Origin of the sequence: Streptomyces sp. SD31 (assembly GCF_052068475.1) — a bacterium.
GTDB lineage: Bacteria > Actinomycetota > Actinomycetes > Streptomycetales > Streptomycetaceae > Streptomyces.
The window spans coordinates 144289-159692 of record NZ_JBQHCX010000019.1 but is presented as its reverse complement, the minus strand read 5'-3'; the positions used below and the strand labels follow the sequence as shown (position 1 = coordinate 159692).

The following is a 15404-nucleotide window of genomic DNA, read 5'->3' as shown; positions in this document are numbered from 1 at the left end:
CTCATGCCCCCGACCGGGTCCCTCATCCCGGCCGACGCACCGTTCTCCGCCCAACAGGAGGCCTGGCTCGCCGGGTTCATCGCCGGAATCGCCGCCGCCGGACGCCGGGACGGCGCGGCGGCGGACGCACCCGCCGCGACGATCGACGTCCTGTTCGGCACCCAGACCGGGAACGCCGAGTTCCTCGCCGGTGAGCTCGTCGCCGGGGCCCGCGCCCGCGGCCTCGGCGGCGCCGCCACCGCGCTCGACGACGTCACGCCCGAGCGGCTCGCCGCGATGTCCCACGTGATCGTGGTGACCTCGACGTACGGCGAGGGCGAGATGCCCGACAACGCCGGGCTGTTCTGGGAGGCGCTCCAGGCCGAGACGGCGCCGAGGCTGGAGGGTCTGGGGTACGCGGTCCTCGGCCTCGGCGACCAGGGGTACGACGACTTCTGCCAGGCCGCGAAGCTCATCGACACCCGCCTTGAGCAGCTGGGGGCGACCCGGTTGCACGAACGCGTCGACTGCGACGTCGACTTCGAGGAGCCCGCGGCGCAGTGGACGACGGCGGTCCTGGAGCGTCTGGTCGCGGAGACCGGCGCGTCGGCAGGGACCACGGAGCCGACCCCGGCCGCCGCGCCACAACGCTCCCGGTGGAACAAGCGCAGCCCGTACCGTTCCCGGCTCGCGGTGAACCGCCTGCTGTCCTCACCCCACAGCGCGAAGGAGATCCGCCACTACGAGTTCGACCTCGGCGACAGCGGCATCACGTACGAGGCCGGCGACGCGCTGGCCGTCGTACCGGTGAACGACCCGGCTCTCGTCGGGGAGTTGCTCAAGCACCTCGGTGCGGGCGGTGACGAGGAGGCCGCCGAGCTGCTGCGGACCGAGCGCGAGATCCGCACCCCGTCGAAGGAGCTGATCGCCGACCTCGTGGAGCGGGCGCCGTCGAGCGAGCTCGCCTCGGTGGTGGCGCACGGCGACCGGTCCGACCTCGACTCCTGGCTGTGGGGCCGGGACGTGCTCGACCTGCTCCGGGACGCCGGTTCCGCCGCACCGGGCCTGGACGAGCTGCTGCCTTTCCTGCGCCCCCTGCAAGCACGGCAGTACTCGATCTCGTCGAGCCCGCTCGCCCACCCGGACCGCATCCACCTCACCGTCGCGTCCGTCCGGTACGGCACGCCCCGGCGCCGGTACGAGGGTGTCACGTCGACATACCTCGCGGACAGGACCGGCGGCGAGGGGGCGACCGTGGGCATCTATCCGCAACCGAACGCCTCCTTCGGCGTCCCGGCGGACGACGACGCCCCGATGGTCATGATCGGCCCCGGCACGGGCATCGCCCCCTTCCGCGGCTTCCTGCACGAGCGGGCGGCGCGGGGCGCCGCCGGACGCAACTGGCTGTTCTTCGGCGACCAGCACCGCGAGACCGACTTCGTCTACGAGGAGGAGCTGACCGAGCTGCGCAAGCGCGGCGTGCTCACCGAACTCGACCTCGCGTTCTCGCGCGACCAGGCCGAGAAGGTGTACGTGCAGACGCGGATGCGGGAGCGGTCGCGCGAGCTGTACGCGTGGCTGGAGGAGGGCGCGCACCTCTACGTCTGCGGCGACGCCTCCCGGATGGCGAAGGACGTCGAGGCGGCGCTGCTGTCCGTCATCGCCGAGCAGCGCGGGCGCGGGGACGACGACGCGGCGGAGTACCTGGCGGGCCTGCGGCGGGCGAAGCGCTACGTACGGGACGTGTACTGAGCATGACGGACCACGACGCCCATGGTCACTGCGCGTTCGAGGGGTGCTGCGGTAGGCGGAGGAGCAGCGTGCGGCTGATCGACGCGCGGATGCCGGAACTGGCGCGGTGCCTGACGCTCTTTCAGTACGTCCAGGCGGTCACCGGAGGTCCGGTCGCCCGGATCGACCAGGCCGGCAGTTACGCGGTCCCGAGCCTGCGCGGCGAGGCGTTCGCCGTGCATCCCGCCTCGATCGCGCTCCGTCTCGACGGCGACGGTGTCGCCTCGGCCGTGGTCGCGCGGGACGAGGACACCGGCGCCGTCGCCCTGCGTCTGCTGGACGCGGACGGTCGGACCGTGCACCAGGGGCGGCTGCTCTCCGAGGGGGACCGGCTGCTGACCGGACTCGTGGGCACGCTCGACGCCGGGGTGCCTGCCTCGGGGCCGTCCGCGACGCCCGAGGTGCCGGCGTGGGAGAACGGCGACCAACTCGCCCAACTCGACGCGATCCTCACGGACGGCGGGGTCGCCCGGCGTTCGGCGTTCGGCGGATACCGCGGCGAGCACCGGCCGATCGAGGCCGGCGTGCTGCCCGCCGTACTCGACCACGTCTGCTCCGTCGGGCTGCCGATCGGGGTCGCGGTGTTTGCCCCGGCGGCCATGCAGGCGTGCGGCGGCCGGGTGCACGTCACCGACCGGACCGTCGGCGGGCGGGTGTTCGCGGCGATCGCCCGGAGCTCGGTGGAGATCGATCTCGCGGGCGTCCGCTCCTGCCACCTGGTCCGCTCCACGGCGGCACACGGCCCGACCTCGGCACTCGAACTCGACGACGAGGACGGGCGCTGCGTCGCGGTCATCACGCAGTTCGGGATCGTCGGGGAGGACGTCCACGCGGCCTGGGAGCACCTCACGGCGTCGCTGCCTGCCGCATAGCCGACCCACCCCAGGCAACAATTGCGGATTCAGGTAAATACGGCCCGCAGAGGGGTCACATAAGCACTCCTTTAAGCTGCCAAAAGCCGTGATACGGGGCCAAATCAAGCCGTCCGTGGGCCATGCACGGAGCGTCGGGCCGTTCTTCGCCGCCGCGTCGGAAACGTCGTCCGCCGGCCCTCGCCCTTGTGGCGCCCGCTGCCGACGCACGCGGTGCGGCGGGCCTGCCCTGCCCCGAGCAGAGCGTTTTCGGCCCGGGCTCCGCCGAGCGGTGTCCTGTGCATCTTGTGAGGCCCGGTCGTCCCCTGCACGATCGGCCTCGCTCGCACAGAAGTCCGCTCCCGGAGCAGTCCACTTGAGGAGGCCACTGTGCCGACCGACCGCATCAGCCTCAGCCCCGATTCCGCTCGGCAACTCGCGACAACCACGAAGACGGCACCGCAGATGCGCGGTATCACCCCGCGCTACCTCCTGCGCGCCCTGCCATGGGTCGATGTCGAATCGGGTGTGTACCGCGTCAACCGGCGCCGCACCTACGTCCTGGGCGACGACCGCATCAGCACGCACACCGACGGGGGAAGTCCCCGCGTCGTGCAGGGTGACTTACGCGAGATCCCGTACCTGCACGAGACCGATGACGCCCTCCTCGGTCAACTGGCCGACGCGTTCACCGAGACGAGCTTCGAGGCGGGGCAGGTGCTCGTCCAGGAGGGCGACACCGCCGAGCACCTGTGGGTGATCGTCCGGGGCCGCGCCGAGAAGCGGGCCGCCGGGCGGTACGGCGACGAGGCGCTGATCCAGGTCATCGGCGACGGGCAGTACTTCGACCTTCAGGCGTGGACCAAGGGCGAGCCGATGCCGTACGCCGTCAGGGCCGTCACCCCCGGCGTCGCCCTGCGCGTCGAGCGTTCCGCCCTCGCCGGGCTCATCGAGCGCGACGAGTCGCTGCGCGGGGCGGTGGAGTCGTACACGGCGGGCGGCATGCCCGCACCGGGCACCGAGGCGCCCATCGACCTGAGCGGCGGTCATGTGGGTGAGGTCGACCTGCCGAGCACCTACGTCGACTACGAGGACGTGCCGCGCGAGTACCACATGACGCTGGCCCAGACACGGATGATGGTGCACTCCCGCGTCGCCGACCTCTACAACGGGCCGATGGACCAGACGCGGACTCAGGCCAACCTGACCGTCCAGGCCCTGCGCGAGCGGCAGGAGAACCTGATGCTCAACCACCCCGACTTCGGGCTCTTCCACAGTGTCCCGGCCGGTCAGCGCGTCCAGGCGCGCACCGGCGCGCCCACCCCCGACGACCTGGACGAGCTGCTCGCGAGGGTGTGGAAGCAGCCCGCCTACTTCGTGGCGCACCCGAGGGCGATCGCCGCGTTCGGCCGCGAGTGCACGCGGCGGGGCGTGCCGCCGGTGACGGACAGCCGGTTCGGCAGTCCGCTGCTGACCTGGCGGGGCGTGCCGCTGCTGCCCTCCGACAAGGTGCCGTGTCCGGGCGGCTCGGGCGAGGCCGCCGGTACCACCGAGATCCTGCTGATGCGGGTCGGCGAGGCCGAGCAGGGCGTGGTGGGCTTGCGCCCCGCGGCGGTGCCGGACGAGGTCGAACCCGGCCTGTCCATGCGGAACATGGGCATGGACCGGAAGGGCATCACGTCCTACCTGATGACGGCCTACTTCAACACCGCCGTGCTGGTGGACGACGCCATCGCCGTACTCCAGAACGTCGAGGTGTCCAAATACCATGACTACGCCTGACATCACGGCGTGGCCGACGCCGACCGATCCCTCCGCGCTTCGGCGCCGACCGGGCGGTTTCACCGCCGAGTCGGTGCGTCACGACTTCCCGATCCTGCACCGGCCGGTCAACGGCCGCCCCCTCGTCTGGCTCGACAACGCCGCCACCACCCAGAAACCGCGCCAGGTCATCGAGGCGCTCACCGCCTACTACGGCACCGCCAACTCCAACATCCACCGCGGGGCCCACACCATGGCGCGGGAGGCCACCGAGGCGTACGAGGCGGGCCGGGTGGCCGTCGCCGACTTCCTCGGTGCCCCGAGCCCGGACGGTGTCGTCTTCGTGCGCGGCACCACGGAGGCCGTCAACCTCGTCGCACAGAGCTGGGGCCGGGCCAACCTCGGCCCCGGGGACGACATTCTGGTGCCGGTCCTCGAACACCACTCGGACATCGTGCCGTGGCAGATGATCGCCAAGGAGACCCGGGCCCGGCTCGTGCCGGTCCCGCTCACCGCGGACGGAGAGATCGACCAGGACGCGTACGCGGATCTCCTGTCCTCGCGCACCCAGCTCGTCGCGATCAGCCACGCCTCGAACGTCCTCGGCACCGTCCCGCCCATCAAGGAGATGACGGCGCTCGCCCACCGCTACGGCGCCAAGGTCCTGGTGGACGGCGCCCAGGCCGTCGCTCATTTCCCCGTCGACGTACAGGACTTGAACGCCGACTTCTACGCGTTCTCCGGTCACAAGCTGTTCGCGCCGACCGGCATCGGTGTCCTGTACACGAAGCCGGACCTCCTCGCCGGCATGGCACCGTGGCAGGGCGGCGGCAACATGATCGAGTCCGTGGACTTCGGCAAGACCACGTTCGCGGCCGCCCCGCACAAGATGGAGGCCGGCACCGGACACATCTCCGGCGTCATCGGACTGCTCGCCGCCGTGAACTGGCTGACGTCCCTGGACCGCGAGGCCGTCGCGGCATACGAGGAGCGTCTCCTGTCGTATGCGCGCGAGGCCCTTGCCACGGTGCCCGGGCTCCAGTTGATCGGTTCGGCGCCCGATCGGATCGCGGTGCTCACCTTCACGCTCGCGGGGCAGGACCCGGCCTCCGTCGCCGACTGGCTCGACCGCGACGGAATCGCCATCCGCGCCGGTCACCACTGCGCCCAACCGGCCCTCGCGCACTACGGGTTGGAGTCGGCGGCGCGCGCCTCTCTCGCGCTCTACAACACGGCCGAGGAGGTGGACCAGCTCGTCGCGTCGCTGCGCCGACTGCAACAGAGCGCCTGACGAAGGGAGTAGGGACCTGACCGGGGTCCGTGCGCCGGAAGGTGGCCGCACGGATCCCGGTTCCGCTGCGCAGCGGTGTCGATCGTGGCACACCGGACCGGATCGGTTCGCCGAGGCGCGGGCCGCCGAGCTCACCGGGAGGCCGCGGCGTACTCGGGGACGTCGCGCAGAGCCGGGGCAGGGGCACGGGTGGGTGTGGTGCGCTGGTGGCGGCGGGTGAGGTGCCGGTCCAGCAGCGTGCTCGGGACAGCCGCCACGGCGAAGGGCGCGCCGACCCGGCCGATGCCCGCCCGGCCGGGGCCCGCGTCGATCACCAGCACGGACACCCAGGGGGCCACGGCGATGCCGACGTCGAAGGCGGCGATGTTCACCGCGCCGCCCAGCGTCCTGCTCGCGCCCCGGAGGCCGAACACCCGGGCGTTCACCGCCGGGTTGGTCATGAAGCCACCGGCGGCGAGGAGGACGGCGAGCGGGATCACCACCGCGGGAATGTCCGCGGTCGGCGTGAGGGTGGCCGCTACGGCCGCGACCGCACCCATGCCGGTCAGCAGGCCCCCGAAGGGGACGCGGTCGGCGATACGGTCACCCACCGTGAGGCCGACCGGCGCGCCCACGCCGTACAGACAGAGCACCGCCGGCACGAGCCCCTCGGAGATGCCGGTGACGTCTTCCAGAAGGGCACCCAGGCAGAGCCCGGAGACTTTCTCCGCACCCGCCGGGCCCGGCTGAGCCCGCACGACGCGGGCCCCGGGCGGCGGTGTCCGCCGGGTACCGGGCCTGCGCCGCAAGGAGGTCGCCCGTCCGGCCGGGGTGAGCACGGACTACTACACCCGTCTCGAACGGGGAGAGCCACGCCAAGGCGCCACCAACTTCACTGCCGTCAGGCGCCGTTGGTTTCGTCGAGCGGATCGGTTTCCTGGCCCGCCCGCCTCGATCTCTCCGGCGAGGACCCCCATTACGGGTACCGCCATGTGCACCGCCTATTCGGGTGCCTGTGGGCCCATCGACGCATCCCGCGTGCGGGCCGGCGGCATACCTCTGGCGAGCACACACCGACCGAAGGAGACGCTCGTGCGTGCACCTACCCTGCTGGCCGCTACCGTTCTGGCCGGGACCGTTCTGCTCGGAGGCGCGGGCCAGGCCCTCGCCTATGACAGCGACGACATGAGTAACGCCGGAGCTGGTTTCGGAAACAGCTCTCCGGCCACACCTGGTCTCGACCAGGACGACTCGGGCTTCGGCCAGGGCGCGTCCGGTGCCGGCGAGGGCGCGTCTGGTTCCGACCAGGACGCGTCCGGCTTCGACCAGGATGCAACCGGCTTCGACATGGACGAGTCCGGCTTCGACCGGACCATCGGTCACTGACGGCTGCTGGGCCGCGCTTCCATCCCCTGCCCCGTACCGCGAGCATCGCGGTACGGGGCAGGGGGTTTCGCGGGGTGCGGGCCCCGTTTCTTGCGGCTCGGCAGCTCGGCGAACAAATAATCGGTTGCCGGTCGGCGATGGGCGTGGATGCAATGGTCGGCATGATCACCCAAGTGCGCCCGCCACGGCGAGATGAGACGAACGCGTACTGCCGGGTCTTGCCACTCTGCGGTCCGGGCGAACGGCGGCCGAGTCGTCGGGCCGGAGACGCCGCCGCATGAATACGCCACCATCGCCCGCTGGGGCACAGCGGTCTGACGGCTCGTCCGTCCGGATCGGCGCTCTCGTGCCGCTGACTCGGCCTGGCTGGGTCGAGGCGGGCCACCACTTGCTGGCCGGACTCGAGCTGGCCGTTCGCGACGTCAATGACGCCGGCGGGATCGGCGGAAGGCCACTTGAGCTGGTGGTCCGGGACACCGCGGCTGATCCGCAGCGGGCCGCGGCTGCCGTGGACGAATTGGCTCGCCTGGGCGTCGCCGCCTTGGCGGGCGAGTATCACAGCGTCGTCGCTCGCACCGCCGCCACCAGGGCCGACGCCCTCGGCCTGCCGTTCCTCTGCTCGTCAGCGGTGCTCGACGCGCTCACCGAACAGCCGACGGAATGGGTCGCGCGCCTCTCCCCACCGCAGTCCCGCGGCTGGCAGATCTACGCGGACTTCCTCCTCGGCGCGGGCCACCGCCGCATCGCCGTAGCAGCCCAGCCGAGTGTCTACTGGGCCTCTGGGACCCGCATTCTGCGGGACCACCTCGCGACACGCGGCGGCACTGTCACCGAACTCGACATGAGCGCGCTCACGCCTGCGGCCGTGTGCGACGAACTCGTCGACCAGCGCGCGACAGCCCTCCTCCTCCTGGTCGGTCACCCGGAGCCGGCAGTGTCGATCGTCAGGTCCGTGCGCCGCGACCAGCGCCTCGCCGACATCATGATCGGTGCTCCGGCCGGGCAACCGGAGTTCACCGAATGGGCGACGTCGCTGGGCGACGCCGGCGCCGCGATCCCGTTCCTCCGCTACCTGCCCGAGCGCCTCAGCCCACTCGGTGCACGAGTCGAGACGGCCCTGCGCGAGCGGCTGACCGAAGCGCCCTCCTTCGTCGCCTTCGAGGGCTACGACACGATCGCCGTCCTTGCCGAGATGCTGCGTGCGCACGGCGCGGACCGGGCGCGCACGGCCGAATCCTGGCCGGGCGTCGCAGTCGAAGGCACCCGCGGGCAGATCCTGTTCTCCCGCGTGCCGGGCATCAGTGTGTGGCAATGGGCGCGGACGCCCATCCAAGTCGTTGATCGGGATCCCGCGGCACCCGATCACTTTCGGATCCTTTTCTCCAGTCCGCCAAAGGTGCGGAACAGAACATCCTGATGCCGGTCTCATCGTTGAGCCACGCATGAAGATCATCGCTGCCGCCGCACTTGCCGGTGCGGCTCTCCTCGCTGCCGCCATCCCCGCCTCAGCAGACGACGGGCCCATTGACTTCGGCATCTTCCAGGGCGTCAACGACACCACAGGCTCAGAATCCACCGACTCAAGCCCGAACTGGAGGCAGCCAGACAGCGGGTCGAACGGCACCGTTCCGAAGTCGGCCCTGGAAATGCTGGTAGCCGACCTGGCGGCACCCGGCCAACAGTGAAACCCGGAAGGCGCACGGTCCGGCTTACGGCCGCGGCGAGTACGGTGCTGGCACTGGCGCTGACCGCCTGCGGCCCGGGCCGCTCCTACGACGGGAACTCCGGGGACTCCGGGGACTCCGGGGACTCCGGGGACTCCGGGGACCGTGAGGCGAAGTACAAGCGGGTCGTCGAAGACCCTCACCCGCGCCCCGCCGACGTCATCGAGGCGGCCGGCGCCCCGGTCGGCGTGGTCCGCGCGGACGACGGCTCGTTGCTCCTGACGTACGAGGCCGGCAACGTCGAGGACGACGAGGGGCCCGCCGCCTCCGCCTGGCGCATCGTGGGCCCCGACGGCCGTACGGTCGCCGAGCACGCGGAACACGCGGACGCGGAGGCGGTGCCCGCCACGTTCAAGGGGGTGCCCGGCGGCTTCGTGCGGGTGCCGTCGGGAGAGGGGGCCGAGGGGGCGTACGCCCTCGACGTACACGGCAAGCGGCACAAGGTCACCCTCACCGAGACCCCGTTGCGCACCCGCCCCGGCGACATCCTGCTCGCCGAACCGGAGCCGACCCTCGTCTACCGCCCCACCACGCGCACCGTGGCGCCCCCGGCCGGCGTGCCGGAGGGCGCCGTCCGCCTCGCCGTCGACGAGCGTGGCACGGCCTGGAGCCTGGACCAGTCCCTGACCGAAGACCCCGACCGCGTCGTACGGCAGCGCGACGGTCGCACTCTTGGCTCTACGGCCGTCCCCAAGCCGTACGCGGGCGGCATCCTCGCGGCGCGGGGTGGCAGCGCGGCGTTGGCCCTCATCCGGGGCGAAGACGTGCGCGGCGTGTTGCTGACGACGGACGGCGGCGGGCACTGGCGGACGGTCCTCGGTGGCGGCATTCCCTGGACGGACCTGAAGCGTGGCGCGGAGTCGCTGGTCCTGGAGCTGCTCGCGGACGGGCGGCTGCTCGTCGGTGAGGAGGGCGGCCACTACTGGCTCGCCGACGACCGCACCAACAGCGCCTTCCACGAGCTGAAGACGCCGACGACATTCACGTCGTTCACCGTCGCCGGCACGACGCTCTACGGCATCGCGGACGCGACGACAGCGACGTACGCGCTGGTGAAGGACGAAGGGCTGTGGATCTCTCGCGACGGCGGCCGCGAGTGGCGGCGTAGCCGTACGCGCTGATGAGCGCCGTGCGCATGTCCCATCTGGCGGTGGCACGGTACGTGCACGTCGCGGGGGCGAGGTCGTGCGAGTGGTGCGTACGGGCCACGCGGCAGCGGTCGTTACTTTGGCCGGGCCGCGACGTTTGTCCGATCACCAGGAAGTGATCACGTTCGCCCCTCGACGAGAGCCCCCCCATGAACACGCCTCTCAAACTCGCTCACGCCTACGAGACCGACAACAACCCGCTCCTCTCCGTACTGCAGTCCCTCGGCTGGGGAAGCCTCCTCAACCTCGGCTACTTCACTCCCCTCACCCTGCCCCGCCTCACCCGCTCGCGGTCCCTGTCGTCCTTCCAGGAGGACCTCGTCAGCCGTTCGCTAGCCCTGCTGCGCATCCAGCCGGGCGAACAGGTTCTCGACGTCGCCTGCGGCACCGGACACACCACCCGCCGCATCGCCGAGCAGGGCGCCTTCGCCACCGGCATCGACCTCTATCCGCCCCATGTGGCGCAGGCCGTCCAGCGGCACGGTGACCATGGCCGCATCCGTTTCCTCCAAGCCGACGCCACCGACCTTCGCGCGAAGTCGTCTTTCGGCGACGCCGAGTTCGACAAGGTGCACTGCCTGGAGGCCGCGTTCCACTTCGGTCCCGAGGGCCGCCGCGCCTTCCTGGAGCAGGCCTACCGTCTCCTCAAGCCCGGCGGCCGGCTCGTCCTCGTCGACTTCGCCTGGGCCACCGGTGACCCCACCGAGATCAACGCGGCCGATCCCGGCCGTGTCGTTCGCGACACATGGGCGTTCGAGGAGTTCGAACCGCTCGTCCGCTACATCCGTCACGCGATCGACATCGGGTACCGCCCGTGCCGTGTCCATGACTGGACCCGCCCCGTCGCCCGACGCTTCATGACCCTCGGCATCCTTGGCGCCAGGCTGGCCCTCACCCCCGCCGGGCGTTGGCTTCTGGGCCGGCTGCTGCCCCCTCTGAAGGATCTGACCCACCCTCAGTGGCTCTCCCTCTCCAGCGTCGTTCTGGCCCACGTGCCCGTTCAGCGCACCAGCCGGTACGTCGCGCTCGTCCTGGACAAGCCGGTCCGCGAGACGTGACGGGTGCCCGCGTCGTAGCGCGGCCATGGCGGACAGCCCCGTCTCCGTCCCCGCCCAGCGACTTCAGGCGCGGGACGCCGGTACCCGCCGTGCGGGTGGACACCAGGCTCCGCTGGGTCCCCGCTGTGATCGACGATGCCGAGGCCGAGCTCAGAGGGAGGCGAGGCCGAGCTCGTGTTTCTTGATCGCTTCGCGGACGGCGCTCACGAAACCGTTCCAGAAGCGGTCGGCGTAGGGGCTGTCGGCGCTCGGCGCACCGGCCGTCGTCCTGCGCTTGGCCGCGCCGGAGAAGTCACCGAACATCGCCTTGCGCAGCGCTGTGGACAGCTCCAGCTGGGCGCCGGCGGCCGTGCGGGTTCGGTTGACGATGTTGGCCGGGTCGTCGCCGTTGATGGGGTCGGTGGGGCCCGCCAGGACCACGGTCACGTCCCAATCGGCGTTGCTCGTGGGAGAGGTCAGACCGTACTTCGTGAAGGCGGCCAGCAGGTTGCGCTTGAGCCGCTCGTCCCGACCGCCGATGACGACCTTCTTCGCGGCCGTGTCTTCGAAGCCGTGCAGGGCGACGGCGTACAGGTTGCCGGCGCAGACGGCGAGGGCGGCCGGGTCGTCGCAGTGGGTCGAGGTGACGTGCTGCGCGGAGGAGTTGGCCAGGGCCTCGAACATCCAGTAGTCCCGCTGCGGTTCTCCCTGCACCGCCGCGCTCGCCGGGTCGGTGTTGGCGTCGAAGGGCGTGTAACCGGCGATGGCCATACACAGCTCGCTCGTACCCGCCTCGATCCCACCCCCGTGCGGCGCGATCACCGCCGTACTGCTGACGGCGCTGCTCGTGCTGCGGGCATTGTCCGTGACCTGCACCGGCGCGCCTATGCGAAACCGGCGCATCCAGTCGGTGCCCTCCTTGTCCGCGGTAAGGGTGTACAGCTCGGTGTTGGACCCGTACCGGTCGGCTGCCGCGGCCGGCGTGGCCCCGCTGCCCATCACGGCATTGAGGGTGGGCAGGCCCGCGGCGACGGCGGCGACGGAAGCGAGGACGGTGCGTCTGCTGGTGTTGTTCACGGGACGATCCTGCATCATGACCCGGCGTGCTCGTGCGGCGGATCTCTGGACATGACAACGCGGCGCCGTCGTGGACCTGTCCGGCGGGCCATCGTGGCCCCGGCCGTGATCGGAATCCGCCTACGGCGCCGGGGCCAGTCAGTCCGCACTCAGGCCGCTCTGATTCCCGACCTTCCCCGGTGCCAACGCGCCAACGCGCCGACGTGCTGCCCCGAGAAGCGGACGACGGTGGCTGCGCGTCGCCGGGCGCATCGTCCTCGCCCACCGGCCTGCTCGTGATGCCGGGCAACGCTTGGGGCCCGCCTGCGCAGTGCGCGGACGGGCCCCGTGATCGAGCGCTGGGCAGGCCTTGCACCTGCATCTCCCCGCAGGAAGCGGGGCGTCTTTCCTTGGACCACCAACGCAGCACCAGCCACCCTGAGTTGCGGCGACCAGCTCGTGATCAAGTTTACCGCATGCCGACGGCGCCTCACCCGACGGGATGGGCATGCGGCAGCCTGGCCATGCCGGGCTGCGGTGGCAGCCGGTGGCTACGGCGGTGAAGCGCACGGACTCCAGCCACGCCGGGGGGACCAACCTCCTCGCCGATCGACCCCGATGGCCGGCCGCTTCGACTCGGTGCGAGCCTCCCAGTGCGGCCACCTCCACCTCTGAAACAACGCCCCGGGCAGCGTGGGCAGCGGATGCCGCTACCCGGGTCAGGAGATCCGGTCGTGGTGGTCCAGCAAGCGGGTGAGCAACTGCACGAACTGGTCGCGTTCGGCCGGACTCAGCGGCGCGAGCAGTTCGTCGTGGAGATCGTCCAGGACCTTGTCGAGGCGGCGTAGGTGACGGCGGCCTCGGGCGGAGATCGTGATGATGTTGCGGCGCTGGTCGTCCGGGTCCGGCGCCCGCTCGACGAGGTGACGCTCGGCCAGTTCGTTGAGCACGCCGACCATGTCGCTGCGGTAGATGCCGGTGCGCCTGCTCAGCGTCGCCTGGCTGCCGGGCCCGTGATCCTGAAGTGAGGCGAGCACCGCGTAGTGCCACTTGCGGGCGTCGACATCGGCCAACCCTTCGTTGATCAGCCGGTCCGACCGCGTGGACAGCTGCGACAGCAACCGACTCGCCCGGCGACGCAGTCTGTCGGGCGGCTTGGGCGCGCTGTCGTCATGCACGTCCGCGGCGTCAGCTCTGGTCATGGCGCCAATCCTACTCATTGTGTTAGTCCAACTAACGATATACGTTGACTCATGCCGACACCGTTAGTGCGACTAACGCTGATTGAGCGAACTACAGGAAGGAAGATCCGCCATTCCCACCAGGACACTGCAGATTCCCACCCCTGACGGTCAGGCCGACGCATTCGCCGCCTTCCCCGACGGCGGCGAGCGGCACCCTGGGGTGCTGCTGTACACCGATGCCTTCGGCGTGCGGCCCGAGTTGGAGGAGAGGGCGCGCGAACTGGCCGGGCACGGCTACTACGTGCTCGTCCCCAACCTCTACTACCGGCACGGCCCGGCACCGGTGGCCGAACTTCCCGAGCACATCGGAGAAGAGATCAGGCCCGCGGTCATCGCCCAACTGATGCCCCTGCTCCAGGAGCACACCACCGAACGGATCCTGCGCGACGCCGACGCCTACCTCACGTTCCTCACCACTCGGCCCGAGGTCGGCACCGGACCGGTCGCCGTGATGGGCTACTGCATAGGCGGCGCCCTGGCGATGCGCACCGCAACAGCCCACCCCGACCAGGTGGCCGCCGTCGCAGGATTCCACCCCGGCTTTCTGGTCACCGACGCGCCCGACAGCCCGCACCGCCTCCTCTCCGAGCTCACCGCCGAAGTCCACCTCGGCCTCTCCGAAAACGACATGCCGCCCGAGGCCCTCAGCGAACTCAACCAGGCCCTGGATGCCGCAGATGTCCGCTATGCCTGCGAGATCTACCCAGGCACCGTCCACGGCTTCACCATGTCCGACACCGACGCTTTCAGCGCTTCCGGGCTGAAGCGCCACTGGGATCGCCTGCTCTCCCTCCTGGACCGCACTCTGGCCAACAGCTGAGGCTCCGGCCCGGAAACCAAGGCTGACGCACACGGCTCCGGGGTGCGTAGGCCTCAGCGACACACCTGCGCCCACCATCAACCCGGGACAACGGGGCCAGACGCCGGCATGAGCACGAGCACGGGCACGGAACATCCCGCATGCGGCGCAGCAGGAAGAAGAACACGAACCAGTCGGCCCGTACGCCTTGAGCGGCACCGAAGCGCCGGAACCGTGGTCTCGGCTCCGGCGCTTCGGGTCACCGACTCAGCTCAGGCCGGTCGACGTCGGAGCACCGGTCGCCGACTGGTAGACCACTGAGGCAGCCCTGTCCCACCGACCGGCTTGGGGGGGGGTGGAGTGGTGGATGTCCATTCCCTGGGCCAAGCCGCTCCCATAACCTCGTGCATGAAGACGTCAGATGCCATAGGTATCCACCTTGAGGAGGCGATGGTGCTCGGACGGGGCACGTGGTTACTCGTGGGCGCCATGACCGTGGCCTTGATGGTGCTCGTCGGGCCCAGTGCCCCAAGCGGTGCCCTCTCCGCCAGGCCACTGCCCGTCGACGCCGTCCGGGATGTCGTACCGAATCGAGTCATGACGTGGAACATCTGCAACCCCTGCGAGGCCGGCAACGTACACCGGGCAGCGGAGATCGCCACGTTTGCGCCCCAGGTCATCGGCCTGCAAGAAGCGTGCGTGGGTGACGTCGAAAGGATCCGGGACTATCTGGAGGGCCTTTACGGGCTCGTTTACCACGTCGAGTACGGGACGGTCCTTCAGAGTTGGGGCCGCTGCGGAGGAGCTCCGTGGAGTCCGGGGGCCTTCGGCCAGGCGATCCTCTCGGCGGCACCGATGACGGACCACGTCCATGTGGAATACCCCGACGGCGGATCCGAGGACCGCGGCTACATGGCAGTCACCACCACTGTGGGCGGCAGATCCGTCCGGGTCTTCAACACCCACCTCGCCCAACGACGTCAAGAGGCAATCCGAGCAGAGCAGACCGCCGTACTCGCCGCGGACGTCGCCCGGCACGACCGCGCAATCGTCCTCGGCGACTTCAACGCCGTACCCTACGCCCCCGAACTCGCCGGGATGTGGGCACTGGCCGCGGACACAGACCCCCAGTGCCACCCCTCCTCCGCCGGCGCCTGCACGCCGACCACCGACTGGCACAGCAAGTTCGACTACGTCTTCCTGCGAGGCATCGCACCCCTCAGGCACCACGTGCGTCCGACCCCGTACTCCGATCACCACATGCTGTACACCGACCTCGCCCCAGCATGAAGTGGGCCCTCCCTGGCCGACTGGACGACCACTCAGTGACGCGGTGAATCGGCACGGCAAGACCGTGC

General features: G+C 70.6%; 14 protein-coding genes and 1 pseudogene. 12 read left to right on the top strand and 3 right to left on the bottom strand.

Translation table 11 applies throughout. The features are described from left to right. Nucleotides 1-3: 3 nt before the first annotated feature. The 4 genes from ACTMVF_RS34515 (at nt 4) to ACTMVF_RS34500 (ending at nt 5673) form a co-directional block, all read left to right on the top strand. Nucleotides 4-1731 carry a diflavin oxidoreductase gene (locus tag ACTMVF_RS34515; RefSeq protein ID WP_441275049.1) on the top strand — a complete coding sequence of 576 codons (1728 nt, stop codon included), beginning with the start codon at nt 4-6 and terminating at the stop codon, nt 1729-1731. A 68-nt stretch (nt 1732-1799) separates the two neighbouring features. Next, entirely contained in the window at nt 1800-2642 is an 843-nt protein-coding gene (locus ACTMVF_RS34510) for a hypothetical protein (RefSeq protein ID WP_441274979.1), read from the top strand. A gap of 369 nt (nt 2643-3011) precedes the next feature. Then, nucleotides 3012-4403 carry a family 2B encapsulin nanocompartment shell protein gene (locus tag ACTMVF_RS34505; RefSeq protein ID WP_441274978.1) on the top strand — a complete coding sequence of 464 codons (1392 nt, stop codon included), beginning with the start codon at nt 3012-3014 and terminating at the stop codon, nt 4401-4403. Beyond that, complete coding sequence (locus ACTMVF_RS34500; protein WP_441274977.1) at nt 4390-5673, top strand: SufS family cysteine desulfurase; 1284 nt, start codon at nt 4390-4392, stop codon at nt 5671-5673. Before ACTMVF_RS34505 ends, ACTMVF_RS34500 begins: the two co-directional genes overlap by 14 nt. A gap of 131 nt (nt 5674-5804) precedes the next feature. On the opposite strand, the gene ACTMVF_RS34495 is transcribed toward ACTMVF_RS34500, so the two are convergent. Beyond that, complete coding sequence (locus tag ACTMVF_RS34495; RefSeq protein WP_441275055.1) at nt 5805-6410, bottom strand: hypothetical protein; 606 nt, start codon at nt 6408-6410, stop codon at nt 5805-5807. Between ACTMVF_RS34495 and ACTMVF_RS34490 the strand changes: the two are divergent. The 6 genes and pseudogenes from ACTMVF_RS34490 to ACTMVF_RS34465 form a co-directional block, all read left to right on the top strand. Beyond that, nucleotides 6399-6522, top strand: a pseudogene (locus tag ACTMVF_RS34490) (transcriptional regulator); the annotation flags it as partial. The gene ACTMVF_RS34495 and the pseudogene ACTMVF_RS34490 overlap by 12 nt on opposite strands. 222 nt (nt 6523-6744) lie before the next feature. Continuing rightward, the gene (locus ACTMVF_RS34485) at nt 6745-7038 is read left to right on the top strand and encodes a hypothetical protein (RefSeq protein ID WP_441275054.1); all 294 of its coding nucleotides are present in this window, start codon (nt 6745-6747) and stop codon (nt 7036-7038) included. A gap of 277 nt (nt 7039-7315) precedes the next feature. Next, nucleotides 7316-8455, top strand: a complete 1140-nt coding sequence (locus tag ACTMVF_RS34480) for an ABC transporter substrate-binding protein (RefSeq protein WP_441274976.1) — start codon at nt 7316-7318, stop codon at nt 8453-8455. A 25-nt stretch (nt 8456-8480) separates the two neighbouring features. Beyond that, a complete protein-coding gene (locus ACTMVF_RS34475) occupies nt 8481-8723 on the top strand; it encodes a hypothetical protein (RefSeq protein WP_441274975.1) in 243 nt (80 codons plus the stop codon). Continuing rightward, nucleotides 8720-9883 (top strand): hypothetical protein, encoded by a 1164-nt coding sequence (locus ACTMVF_RS34470; protein ID WP_441274974.1) that lies wholly within the window; start codon nt 8720-8722, stop codon nt 9881-9883. Before ACTMVF_RS34475 ends, ACTMVF_RS34470 begins: the two co-directional genes overlap by 4 nt. Before the next feature lie 176 nt (nt 9884-10059). Beyond that, nucleotides 10060-10968, top strand: a complete 909-nt coding sequence (locus ACTMVF_RS34465) for a class I SAM-dependent methyltransferase (protein WP_441274973.1) — start codon at nt 10060-10062, stop codon at nt 10966-10968. Between the two features lie 150 nt (nt 10969-11118). Here ACTMVF_RS34465 and ACTMVF_RS34460 read toward each other — a convergent pair whose 3' ends face one another. Continuing rightward, a complete protein-coding gene (locus tag ACTMVF_RS34460; RefSeq protein WP_441274972.1) occupies nt 11119-12024 on the bottom strand; it encodes a poly-gamma-glutamate hydrolase family protein in 906 nt (301 codons plus the stop codon). A gap of 698 nt (nt 12025-12722) precedes the next feature. Continuing rightward, nucleotides 12723-13205, bottom strand: coding sequence for a MarR family winged helix-turn-helix transcriptional regulator (locus tag ACTMVF_RS34455; protein ID WP_441274971.1), 483 nt, complete (start codon nt 13203-13205; stop codon nt 12723-12725). A gap of 112 nt (nt 13206-13317) precedes the next feature. On the opposite strand from ACTMVF_RS34455, the gene ACTMVF_RS34450 reads away from it, so the two are divergent. Next, nucleotides 13318-14067: a dienelactone hydrolase family protein gene (locus tag ACTMVF_RS34450; RefSeq protein WP_441275048.1), complete on the top strand. Its 750-nt coding sequence runs from the start codon at nt 13318-13320 to the stop codon at nt 14065-14067. A 387-nt stretch (nt 14068-14454) separates the two neighbouring features. Continuing rightward, the gene (locus ACTMVF_RS34445; RefSeq protein WP_441275047.1) at nt 14455-15336 is read left to right on the top strand and encodes an endonuclease/exonuclease/phosphatase family protein; all 882 of its coding nucleotides are present in this window, start codon (nt 14455-14457) and stop codon (nt 15334-15336) included. The last annotated feature ends 68 nt before the right edge of the window (nt 15337-15404 follow it).

What these genes read in the sequence shown, in the direction of transcription:
- ACTMVF_RS34500 (WP_441274977.1), top strand. Translation starts at nt 4,390, where the DNA reads ATGACTACGCCTGACATCACGGCGTGGCCGACGCCGACCGATCCCTCC.
- ACTMVF_RS34445 (WP_441275047.1), top strand. Translation starts at nt 14,455, where the DNA reads ATGAAGACGTCAGATGCCATAGGTATCCACCTTGAGGAGGCGATGGTG.
- ACTMVF_RS34465 (WP_441274973.1), top strand. Translation starts at nt 10,060, where the DNA reads ATGAACACGCCTCTCAAACTCGCTCACGCCTACGAGACCGACAACAAC.
- ACTMVF_RS34480 (WP_441274976.1), top strand. Translation starts at nt 7,316, where the DNA reads ATGAATACGCCACCATCGCCCGCTGGGGCACAGCGGTCTGACGGCTCG.
- ACTMVF_RS34455 (WP_441274971.1), bottom strand. Translation starts at nt 13,205, where the DNA reads ATGACCAGAGCTGACGCCGCGGACGTGCATGACGACAGCGCGCCCAAG.
- ACTMVF_RS34475 (WP_441274975.1), top strand. Translation starts at nt 8,481, where the DNA reads ATGAAGATCATCGCTGCCGCCGCACTTGCCGGTGCGGCTCTCCTCGCT.
- ACTMVF_RS34515 (WP_441275049.1), top strand. Translation starts at nt 4, where the DNA reads ATGCCCCCGACCGGGTCCCTCATCCCGGCCGACGCACCGTTCTCCGCC.